Annotated in this window: 13 protein-coding genes; all 13 read right to left on the reverse strand. The window is 38.6% G+C overall.

The features are described 5' to 3' along the window. On the reverse strand, positions 1 to 313 hold a 313-nt coding region (locus ACODS7_RS29035; RefSeq protein WP_488828204.1), incomplete at its 3' end, for a distal tail protein Dit. A gap of 14 nt (positions 314 to 327) precedes the next feature. After that, complete coding sequence (locus ACODS7_RS29040) at positions 328 to 4,254, reverse strand: phage tail tape measure protein (RefSeq protein ID WP_289668975.1); 3,927 nt, start codon at positions 4,252 to 4,254, stop codon at positions 328 to 330. A 14-nt stretch (positions 4,255 to 4,268) separates the two neighbouring features. Further along, positions 4,269 to 4,445: a hypothetical protein gene (locus ACODS7_RS29045; protein ID WP_000344049.1), complete on the reverse strand. Its 177-nt coding sequence runs from the start codon at positions 4,443 to 4,445 to the stop codon at positions 4,269 to 4,271. 29 nt (positions 4,446 to 4,474) lie between these two features. Next, positions 4,475 to 4,792: a phage tail assembly chaperone G gene (gene gpG, locus ACODS7_RS29050; RefSeq protein WP_086413434.1), complete on the reverse strand. Its 318-nt coding sequence runs from the start codon at positions 4,790 to 4,792 to the stop codon at positions 4,475 to 4,477. Positions 4,793 to 4,807: 15 nt separating this feature from the next. Next, the gene (locus ACODS7_RS29055; protein ID WP_243169204.1) at positions 4,808 to 5,416 is read right to left on the reverse strand and encodes a major tail protein; all 609 of its coding nucleotides are present in this window, start codon (positions 5,414 to 5,416) and stop codon (positions 4,808 to 4,810) included. Next, a complete protein-coding gene (gene gp17 / locus ACODS7_RS29060) occupies positions 5,417 to 5,776 on the reverse strand; it encodes a tail completion protein gp17 (protein ID WP_243169205.1) in 360 nt (119 codons plus the stop codon). It abuts the gene before it with no gap. Continuing rightward, a complete protein-coding gene (locus ACODS7_RS29065; protein ID WP_488828208.1) occupies positions 5,773 to 6,210 on the reverse strand; it encodes an HK97-gp10 family putative phage morphogenesis protein in 438 nt (145 codons plus the stop codon). The genes gp17 and ACODS7_RS29065 overlap by 4 nt, the downstream gene beginning before the upstream one ends. After that, complete coding sequence (locus ACODS7_RS29070) at positions 6,203 to 6,526, reverse strand: phage head closure protein (protein ID WP_243169122.1); 324 nt, start codon at positions 6,524 to 6,526, stop codon at positions 6,203 to 6,205. Before ACODS7_RS29070 ends, ACODS7_RS29065 begins: the two co-directional genes overlap by 8 nt. Continuing rightward, positions 6,504 to 6,800, reverse strand: coding sequence for a head-tail connector protein (locus ACODS7_RS29075; protein WP_243169121.1), 297 nt, complete (start codon positions 6,798 to 6,800; stop codon positions 6,504 to 6,506). The genes ACODS7_RS29070 and ACODS7_RS29075 overlap by 23 nt, the downstream gene beginning before the upstream one ends. Before the next feature lie 20 nt (positions 6,801 to 6,820). Then, positions 6,821 to 7,993: a phage major capsid protein gene (locus ACODS7_RS29080; RefSeq protein ID WP_243169120.1), complete on the reverse strand. Its 1,173-nt coding sequence runs from the start codon at positions 7,991 to 7,993 to the stop codon at positions 6,821 to 6,823. 36 nt (positions 7,994 to 8,029) lie between these two features. After that, on the reverse strand, positions 8,030 to 8,731 hold the full coding sequence (locus tag ACODS7_RS29085) for a head maturation protease, ClpP-related (protein WP_373371773.1): 702 nt from the start codon (positions 8,729 to 8,731) through the stop codon (positions 8,030 to 8,032). Continuing rightward, positions 8,724 to 9,974, reverse strand: a complete 1,251-nt coding sequence (locus ACODS7_RS29090) for a phage portal protein (RefSeq protein WP_243169118.1) — start codon at positions 9,972 to 9,974, stop codon at positions 8,724 to 8,726. The genes ACODS7_RS29085 and ACODS7_RS29090 overlap by 8 nt, the downstream gene beginning before the upstream one ends. 187 nt (positions 9,975 to 10,161) lie before the next feature. Next, positions 10,162 to 11,690, reverse strand: a 1,529-nt coding sequence (locus ACODS7_RS29095; protein WP_488828211.1) for a terminase large subunit, incomplete at its 5' end; no start/stop codon positions are given.

The raw sequence follows: 11,690 nt of genomic DNA on the forward strand, positions 1-11,690 counted from the left end.
CATCAATTAATGCTAAATAAGTCCTGTCTAACTCATCATCAAAAATAAGTTCAGCTGGTTGCTCTGTATATAGCCAATCCGCTAAATCTTCTTTTACCTTTTGTAAATCAGCCATATCTTTTGCTGCCTTAATTACAAGAGGAACATCAATACGACGTTCCTCCGTTTCTGTATGAAGAAAAAGAGCCCCTGCGCGATGAGGGACCCTTACTAATTTTCTTTTAACTGGAGCCCAGGAAGGGCGTTTTCTTCCAACTAGCATTTGAATATAATCTTTTCTGATTTTATTAAAAGTAAAACCGAGTTTCCCCAACTTGCTCACCACCCTTAAAATTCCGCCCTTCTTTTTTGGTCACGATTTTGAAGCTTTGTCGTATATGCGTAACTTCCGTTCGCTAATTCTTTTCCATCTAAAACGTTTGTCATATTTACCGTTACATTCAGTTCTTGTTCTCTACCTGATCTATCCGAGAACATAGTTTTTGCTGTAGGTGCGTTGTTATAAGGTGATTGTGGTTGCGTATACCCATTGAAATCACCCAGTGCATTATGCGGGATACTATAATGCGAAGTTTGGAATCCAAAATCAAAAACAGATGGCATATTACTCATTTGTTTTTTTACAGTTCCAACTACATTTTTTGCTGCATCCACAACAAATCGTTTCCCCTTATCCATACCAACGCCAACACCTTCTGGAACTGCACTACCAACTGGAATCATCACTTTAGATGGACTGTTAATTTCTAGCGCTCCAGAAATAGTCTTTTTAATCTCTCCAGCAATGCTTTTCGCCTTACTATATAAACCACCTGTCGCATCATCCAACCCTTTTTCAAGACCTTCTATAATGGATTTACCAATGGAACGTAGATTTATAGCGCTGAAGAATTTTTCAACTGTATTCCACTTATCTTCAATATCGCTCTTTATTTCTTTCATTTTATCAACGACAGCTTTTTTCTTTTCTTCAAATTTTCTTGAAACAGTATTTTTGATTTCTTCTACTTTATTGCTGGCTGCATTTTTCATCTCGTCATATTTATTGGAAACATCCGAACCCATTTCTTTCATTTTTCGAACAACATCATCTTTCATAACTTCAAACTTAGATTTTACTTGTCCGGTTTCCCAATCTACTTGATTTGCATGTTCCCCAGCTTGGGATTTTGCTTCACTCACAATTTCCTTATGCTTATCTCTTGCTGTTGAAACAGTGCTGTCATACTGACGTTTGGCTTCGGCAATTACAGCCTCAGCTTCTTGTGCATTTAAACTGCCCATCTCATCGCGTTGTCTAATGGCTTCTGCTATTTTGTCATTACGTGTCTTTTCCGCATCTTTAATGACTTTATCTCTTGTTTTAGCACTATTTTCAACAACTTCTGCTGCTTGTCTTGCGGATATTTCACTAGCCTGTACACGCATATTCTCAAGAATTACTTTTTGCTCCATCTGATTTTGTGTCATGTGCTGAACAGCTATTCTATCCATTTCGTCTTGTAAAGCTTGAATAGCGACATTCTCACTATGTGTCTTTTCTCGATGTTCTGATGCCGCTAAATCATTAATCTCTTTTATTTTCTGATTCTTTTCTGCTACTTTTATTTTCTCATCTTCATATTTTTGATTTAATAACTCTAGCCTTTTATTTTCCTCTTCACTCGTAAGAACATATGAATCAGCAAACAATTTTCTCAATCGTTCCGTTTCTTTTTGCTTGCGCTCATCAACTTTCGTAATGATTTTCTCAGTTAATTGATCGTATTGTTGACCAAGTTTTTGAGCTTGTTCAGTTGTCATTACTTCATGATTCAGTTTAATTTCAGTTAACTTTTGTCTAATACCATCAGATAACTTAAAATAGTCGCCAAGAACTTTTTTAGTCGATGAACTAATTTCTCCGGTTTGTTGTTTCATATATTTTTTTGTTGCTGCATCTGAACTAGCTAAAGCTTTTTGATATTCATCTTGTGCTAACTTATTATTCGTAGCAAAGCGATCTACTGAAGCAATACTATCTTCAGTCGCCTTTTGATATGCTTTATATGCGACAACTCCAGTTCCAATAAGAGCTGCTGCTATTAAACCAACAGGTCCAAGAAGCACTCCTAATGCACTCCCTAACACACCAACCGCAGCACCAGCAAGACCTGCAGCACCACCCGCAATTCCTAACGCTGTTGCTAATGCTCCAATTCCTGACATGATCATCCCGAATGCTGCAAGAACTACACCTATTGCTGTTGCTATTGCTGTAAGTGCAAGAACAATACCACCTGTAATTGCGATAGCCTTTTGTACTGGTCCAGGTAATGCGTTGAATCCATCCACAAGTTTCTGCAACCCAGCAACAAAAACACTAACCACAGGGGCAAGCGCATCACCAATTGTCTTTTTCATTGTCGAAAACGCTGAATCTAGTAATGTAAGACGTCCCTTTAATGTATCAATCTTAGTGGCTGCAACCTCAGCTGCTGTCACTTTTGACATGGCATCCCACATGCTATTTACCCCATTCGCACCTTCTTTGAAAAGAATAGTTGCACCACGTACAGCATCGGATCCGAATAACGTTTCCAAAGCCATACTTCGTTGTTGGTCTGTTAAATCTTTCATCGATCCATGAAGGGTTCCTGAAATATTTTCTAGACTTTGAATATGCCCCTGTTGATTATAGAACTTTGAAGATAAGAAAGCTGAACTAGTAGCTAATTCACGGAATGTCGTATCGCACTTGTCATTCCACTTTTTCGCACCTTCTATTTTCATGACATAGCCTTCTAAGGCCTGCTCAATATCACCGACGCTCCTTGAAGCTGGTTGTATACCGTTTTTAACAAGAAAATCATAGCCAGCTTGTGCATTATAAGTAATTAACCCTAAATCCCTCATTTGGTTATATGCTTCTTTTGTTGTTGGATTTAATCGCATAAGCATTGTTTTTAAAGAAGTACCTGCATCAGAACCTTTTAAACCATTTTGTGCAAAAACCGCTAACGTAGTAGCTGTATCCTTAAATGTCATTCCAGCTCCTGCTGCTACTGCTGATGAAGCTGAAAGACCGTATTTTAACTCCCGTACATCTGTTGCTGAAGCATTAGCCGCTCCAGATAAAATGTTTGCTGCATCCGCAACAGAAAGATGATCTGCTTTAAATGCATTTAAAGCTGTGGATGCAATCTCTGCCGCTTCACCTAATTCTAGTTCTCCTGCTGTCGCTAAGTTAAGAGCACCTTCTAACCCACCATTTATAATATCTGTTAAACTAACTCCAGCTTTTATTAATTCCTCTATACCTTGTCCTGCTTGAACACTAGAGTATTTTGTTGTTTCTCCCATGTTGACAGCTAATTCGCTTAATTTCTTCATTTCTTCTCCAGTAGAGCCAGACACAGCTTTCACATTGGCCATTTGTTGCTCAAAATTCATGGATTCTTCTACAGCTGATTTTAAACCCCGACCTATTGCGTAAGTCATTCCGCCAAACACCATACCGATTTGCATACCTGCATTCTGCAAATGATTACCTAACGTCTCCATACGAGTACCGAAGTTTAATAAACGATTTCCTTGTTGTTCTAATTCATGGTTCGACTGACGTAATTCGTTTTCAAATCGATTTAGTTCACCTGTTGCTCGATGGATTTGTTCGGCGTACCGCTGCGCTGACTGACTTGCTTCACCTTCTTCAGTTTTGGCACGATTATAGGCTTGTTGAAGTTCCCTGATCTTCTCTTTTTGTTTATCTACCATACGAGATAAAACATCTACTTTAGCTCGTGTTTGTTCTGTCGCATTAGAAAAACCGCCCATGCCTGTTGTAATAGACTGAAATTCAGCCTGTAGAGATTTTAAAGAGTTGTTTAACTTATCCATCCCTTTTTGTTCAGCTTGACGGTTTACTTGCTTTAATTCATTTTCAAATCTATTTAAATCAGCAACTGCTTTATTCACTTGCGAAGCATATCTTTGAGTTGCTGCATCATTTTCACCTAACTTAGCCTTATTTTGATCGTAGGCTTGTCGCAAAGCTCTAACTTTTTCTTTTTGCGCTTCAATAAGCCTGCTGAGTGTATTCATTTTCGCTTGCGTTTGTTGACTAGCATTGGCGAAGCCACCCATTCCTGTACTTACAGATTTCAGCTCATTCTGTAATGTCCTAACCGCACGTCCTGAGTTTGCTATACCTTGACGAAAATTCACATTATCAAGGGACAGCCTAACGACTAAATTATTCATTTTATTTGCCATCATCTTCCCCCTTATTAGATAATGTTTTCTGCTGGAACTTCCATTTCATTTAAATTCTGATTTCCACTATTTGAATGATCTTGTTCACGATATTTTTGGTTTAGCCTTAAATAATGCCAGATATCCATTTCGTTATCGATATGATGGTGTTTATACCCCTGACGTAATAAAGAGAGGTAGAGCTCGTCCATAAACTCACTGAACGTTAGCCCCCCTCCCTCTACGCGTTTGGGTTTGTTTCTTCTCCAGTTCCTGGTGTGCCACCAGCTGCCCCCACAGTTTCATTAATGATCGCATTAATTACATCGGAAGTTGTGGATAAAAATTTACGAGCATCCACACCGTCCCAATATTGATCTAATGTAAATTGTTCGCCGTAAACTTTTACTACATATTGAACCATTTTATCCATATCCTCAGGGCCTGGATTATTTGGAATATCAGCAAGTTCAGGTGCTTGACGAATTAAACGTGCTGGAATAAACTCCGGTAAATGAAAAATTTTCTTTTCTTCCTTGATTATTAGTGTTAATTTCATAGCTTTTGCTCCCCCTTACTTTCCTGCTGGTGGTTGTACTACAGGCTTCTCATACACCTTTTTAAACCAGTTATCTCCCACAGCTTTTGTAAATGTAGGTTCATCAGCATCTGCCGTAAATTTAGGCCTATCGTCAAAATCACGCTCAATAAATGAACCTTTGAGTTTCGTTGTTTGGAAGTTAGGCTTATCCTTCTTCGTTTCGCCTTCTTCTTCCTCTTGTGAAAGCTTCCCTTTTAACAGCCAAACATATCGATATTTCCCATTAGCCTTTAAGAAACGCCATCCGATTGCTAAATAAGGCTTTTCACATTCGCGTCTCTCATCTAACACACCGTCTTTCACTTCTGGATACCCTTCAATATCTGCTTTTGTTGATAATGAAATACTACGAAGTTCAATCTCTACTTCTACTTCCCCATCAGACTCAGCAATTTCCGATTTTTTATTATCGCTCCACATAATCTCCGAAGCTACCTTTTTAGATGTTTTAATCTTTACAGCGCCTTCCATTTCTTTCACCGCACTATAGTCAACACCTGTTGCATCATCTTTCAATAATTTTGCGTAAACAAGGCTATCTACACCGACAGTCGAACTAATTTTAATCACTTCTCCAGCCATCTACAACTCCACTCCTTTCACGAATCGCATCGCGTAATGAAAAATTTTTGTATCCTCTTCATATAAATCAGCAACCGCATAGCGTGAAAAACCAATACTTTTCATAATTTCATTCACTTTTTTATGGATTGCTGTTACACTGCCTTTTGACCAAATATCGATTTGAAATGTAATTTCGCTTTCGCTCTCCTCATTATCTGCAAAACGATCTGGCCTATTGTCTAATTCGAAAAACGTAATACGCGGAAACTCTTCAGCGTTTTTAGCTTTACGATAATAGACACGTTTTCCACCTAATAAAGAAACAAGCTCCTGATTATTTTCAAGGGCTTGCACAATTTCGGGGCGTAAATTTATCATAAGTTCAGCCCCATTTCATTCTTCAAGATATCTGTCATAGCACGTACCGCATCCGCTTTAGAAGCGTTAAAACCGGGTTCTATAAATGGATGTGCTGGCATTTTAGAAGTACCCCACTCTAAAAACTTTCCATAGAAATATGGAGAACGGTCCGCTTTGTCTATTCCAATCTTGATCGTCTTCACACCATTTTCCATTCGTGCCTTCGTAACTCGTATATTATCAAGCAAATGTTGGCCTGTACGCCAAGGTTCACTTTTAGACGGTTTCTTAGGACTTGAACTCCTCGGTTCACTTCTTTCTGCAATGACTTTTCGAATTTGCTCACCACCAGCTGCAAGGGCTTTATCCTCAATCTTTTCTCCACGTAAACCCATTTGCTCTAATTCAGATATCAGGCGATCAAAACCTAAAAAATCAACACCATCAGCCATTCATTCCACCACGCTTCCACATGATTGATAAGGTGTATTTTTCAGTTGGAATAACTGAAATAATGTCATACATTACGTTCTTATACTTCATCTTCATACCAGCATTCACATCAGCGCGATATCGGATTTCTGTTTCACCTTGGATTTCGCTATTAGCTGCGGCTGCTTCAAAGTATTTTCTTCCTTTTAAAAAATTAAAAGAACCCCATACAGTAAAAGAATCTTTATAACTCTCTACCTGATCACCGTCTGGGCTCTTTGCTTCCTCGTCTTTCACTTGAAAGGTAAGACGTTTATCTAATGTACCCGGATTCACTTGCATCACCACCACAATACTGCAACTGAATTAACATTGACTGCAAACTAAATGCCAATTGTTCAGCCTTCCCAACCGCTTCACGGTTTTCATACCAATGAGAGATTAAAATACGAGCTGCCAATTTGGCAAGCTCGCTATCTAGTTTCACATCCTGACGTGTTGCATTTTGAATATAGATTTCAGCTGCGATTACGAAAGATGTAATGAGATCGTCCTCCTCATCACCATCCACACGAAGATACTTTTTCGCTTCCTCTACTGTTAGTACCAAGAAGGACACCTCCTACCGGATTAAGCCCCTGTTTTAGGCGCAATCGTAATTTGCCCATATACAACTGCTTCTTGGTCCCATAATGTAACATCTTCACGTTCGATTGCTCGAAACTCAGAAGTGTTTGTTCTCCAAGCGTTTCCGCCTTCTTTCGTCATATCAATAGATAATTGTTTTCTATCCCAAAGAATAACTGCCTCTTTTAAGTCACCAACAATGAAAGGTGCTTTTCCATCCTTGTCTGTCGCAATGGTCTTATTCGATAATACAATCACTGGCTTACCAGCAAACAATTTACGTGTTGGGTTTGTTGGATCTGGTTGAAGTAGTGGGCGTCCATTTTTATCTTCTAACTGATCTAAGTAATTGAATCCATCTTGGTTTGTAATAATGTTAGCCGCTGCTGCAAATATTGGATCTAGTGTGACGTTTACTATTTTTTTAAGGCCGTTATAATCCTTTACATCCACTTTTGTTAATTTGTTGATTTCTTGTAAAATCAGATAGTTTCGAGTTGCAATCGATTTTTTCGCAATCCATTGACGTAAATAACTTTCTAACGCTTGATCTGTATCGTCTAGTAAATCATTTGGTACTGGTAAGAATCCTGCATAATCTTCAATCGCATAAGATAAACGATCAAATTCAGGAGAAGCAATTTCTTGCATGGCATTTGGCTTCCCATACTCCGATAATGGCGCAAAAGGTGTAGATGCCGCACGCTTTTCTAATGTACGAGCGCCCTTGTTTGTTGAAACAGGTTGCACATTTACATATTGTTCTAAGCTATCTACTGTTTGCTTTAGCCGATTAATCGTTGTTGTAATATCTTCCGGAACAATATAACCGCCATCTTTACCCGTATTCTCAGATAGCGCTGCTTTATATTCCTCCATCACACTTGCTTCTTCCTGGCTCAAATGTTGACCACGGATCGCTTTCATAAATACGTCTTTGTATGATGGATCTTCATTTTGAACGGATGATGGAGGCAATATGCCTGCTTGTGAGTTTACAGGTTCAGAAACTTGAATCTCTCTCATCGCAAGATAATTATCTAATTCATTTTTCGCGTTTTTTGCTTCTTCAATTTTCGCCTTTGCATCTTCATATTTACCGCTGTTATTACATTCTTCCGCTTTCGCTTTCAAATCAGCAACTTTTTGACGTAACTCTTGTTCACGTTTATCCATTCTGGATTTCCTCCTCATATTGGCACAAAAATAGACCTATAGCTCTAACAGGTCTATTGCATTTTGAATTTTTAATTGTTCATTATTGTTCTTCTTTAGAATAGAAGGCGCTTTTGCTACAATCTTATTTGGTGTTTTTTGATATTTATCAAAATAATCACTGCTACATGCTGCAATTTCTTTTGCTTCCACAACTTCAATATTGAAGTATTTTTTAGCTTCTTCCCCACTTAACCAGGTCTCCGCATCTACTAACTGCTGAATCTCTTCCATTCCAATACCATCTTTCAGATTTTCTTTGTAGACATTCAAAATGCCAGATTCAATGTGATCCAAATCCTCTGCCATCTTTCGAAAATCATTGGCATTCCCTGCAGAGATGGTCCAGGGTTTATGAATCATTAGGAAAGCATTCGAAGGAACAACAACGCGATCACCAGCTAGGGCGATTACGGAAGCAATAGAAGCTGCCACACCATCTACATAAACAGTTTTTTGTGCCTTATTTCGCTTTAGCATATTATAAATAGCTAAACCAGCAAATACAGAACCACCACCACTATTTACATAGATATTCAGGTTACTTTTATCATCCAGTTGTCCTAACATGTTTTTCACATCATCCGGCATCACATCCGAATCGTCCCATTTCCAAGCTGTATTATTAATGATATCACCATAAATATACAAATCCGCCGAAGAATCTGTTTGATTTTTGACGGTAAACACATTATGCATCCTCTTCACCTCCCCCCGTAGGCGCTCCTGCTTTCGCTAACTGATATTCATCTGCAATTTCAATGGATACATGGTTTAAATCCACGCGATTCTTATCCCCATGTTCCCCGATTCCATCCATGTCCTCTAGTTCTAATACCTTATTAATCGAGAACACACCACGATCTAACATAATGTTATAGAACTCCGCTCTAGATTTCTGGTCCGCCCGTAAAAGACTGGTTAAATTAAACTTGAGATAATATCGTTTTTGTTCACCAAAAGAAAAGACTTTGTAAGAAAATTCCTCTTCATACTGAATAAGAATCGGGCTGAGTGTATTTTGAATAAAATCCAGTGCCTGTTGTTCAATATTGGAGAATGTCGCACGATCTAATTCATTAATCATGTGCAAGGGAATGTTAAAAATATTTGCGATTTCACCTTTATCAAACTTCATTCCTTCAATAAACTGGGCATCTTTTAACGGCATACCCACTTTTTCAAATTCGAGACCTGCATCTAATATCGCAATACGCTGTGCATTACTCAGGCCTGTATTGGCTTCTTCCCATGCATCACGAAGCTTGTCTTTCGCTTCTGTATTCAGGGGTTGCGCTGTCTTTAACAACCCACTATGGGTTGCGCCTTTCCTATAGAATTTCCCCTTGAATTTTTGCGCTGCCTGTGAGCTTCCAATCGATTCTCTTGCGACTTGAATCGGTGGTTTCCCCTTCAGACCATCGGTCGATAATGTCGTGAGATGAATGACATCGTCAGCTGCTAGTTTCACAGGTGTCCCATCTGGTAAACTCGTGAAATACCACAGTTGATTTGTTTTCACATCGATAACAGGGTTTGTGACAGCTGGATTCAACACCCACAATTCTTTTGGTCTTCCATCCAATCCCCAGTGGATGTTGATATACGCATTGCCCCACGTGTTCCGATGCGTTTCAATTACATGTTTAAATTTAAATGGGCTTTGGTACGGGTTCGGGCGTCTTTCCAACACAAATGAGACTTGATGCGCCTTATCCCGTTCTCTTCCCTTCGCTGTCTTTTTAAACGTTTGAAACGGAAGCATCGCCACACTATTCGCTAAAATGTTCACGCACCGGTATACCGTTGGTACACCTAACGAAGATTCTACGGTAACCCGTTCTCCGCTCGTTGCTTCATAACTGAATAAACTCCGAAACCAAGGTGCTGGATTTCTTAGGTCTGTTGTGTCCTGATTTCGAAATAAATTTCGGAATATCATATTTTCACCTCTTCTCTATTTCCTCGCCATCACCACCCCGATCAGTGTAAGAGTGATTCCAAGTACATACCACCCATACACAGGAGCCACACAAAAAGTCGTCCCAATGATAACGGACAACCCCGAAATGATAAAAATATCTTCTAACATGGTAAGAAAAACGTATAAAAATCGCATATCATGCCTCCTAAAATGAGAAATCTTGACTTAAAATATAGGAGTTTAAGTCCATTTCGCCAGAATTCAGCATACAACGAACATGTGAGTTGATGACAGCCGCTATCGGATCGATTCGTTCTGTTGCTTTTGACTTGTCCAACATAATGTTTTCGTTCGCATCCTGTTTTGTTATAGCGTTACTCGTTGCCCAGTTCAGTACAGGGTTGTTGTTATGGATGACCTTCTTTTGATACACTTGTTCTCTAAAATCCTTTGTAGGACCTGATAAAGTTGCCATCCCTTGGCGTATTTCTATTATCGTATACCCTTCCGCTTCCATGTCTTGCATAAATTGCGTTGCATTCCATGGATCTGCACATATTTCTTTAATCTTAAATTTATGGTCTTTTTCCATATTTCTAATATGTGTTTTAATATATTCATAATCAACTACCGCACCCGGTGTTGTTGTAATCCATTTTTGTTGTACCCATAGATCATAAGGGACTTTATCCGTTTTTCGTTTTTCAGCTAATGTATCTTCTGGCATAAAACTATGACTCAAGACGATGTATATATTATCCTTTTTAAACTCAAATGAAATACTGGTTAAATCAATTTTGGCTGATAAATCGACACCTACTGTGCATTCCAACCCTTTTAATTCGGATAATTCCACCGTTTCCTTGCAATCCTTCCATTTTTGCATATCCATGTAGCCATTTTCTTTCATATCCACCCATCTATTCATGTTTTTCGTGAGATAATTACGCATTTTCTCAGGTACATCAAGAGCTGATTGAAGTTCTCCTTTTAAAAAAGAACGCCCTTCTTCATAACTACATAGGATGGGATTTGCTTTCTCCCAGACTTCAGGATTCGTAATTTCATCATCCTTATCTAATTCATTAACCATCACAAAATATTCTTCATTTTCAATATCAATGTTCGGGTCTAAAATCTTAGAAACATATTGATACTCCACACGATAACAAGGATGACTCAAATTGAAACCAGCTGTTGTTATAATCATCATGAGTGGATTCGGACGAGCACCTGAACCTGACACCAGAACATCATAAATTTCAGAAGTAGGATGGGCATGATATTCATCAATAATTCCGCACTGGACATTCAGTCCATCACCAGATTTCCCAGCATCTTTTGATAGTGCTGAAATAAAAGAATCCGTTTTAAGGTGTTCAATTTTCCCATACGCAATATTGAACTTTCCTTTTAAATCCTCACATCCATTCATTTGTGCTTTGATTTCATTCCAAACAATTTTACTTTGTTCCGTTTTCGTAGCTCCAATGTATACTTCTGACATTTTTTCACCAAATGCCATTGCTTCATAAGAGCCTACACACGCTAAAGATTGAGACTTTGCGTTTTTACGTCCAACTTGCCAATATGCCTTTTTAAAACGCCTTAATCCTGTATTACGATGAACCCATCCGTAAATATTGCTAAATACGAAAATTTGTATGGAATGTGGTTCCATTCTCTGACCTGCTAACTTTCCTTTTGTATGTTTAAAAAGAGACATCCACTTTA

Source organism: Bacillus sp. FG16, assembly GCF_057809515.1.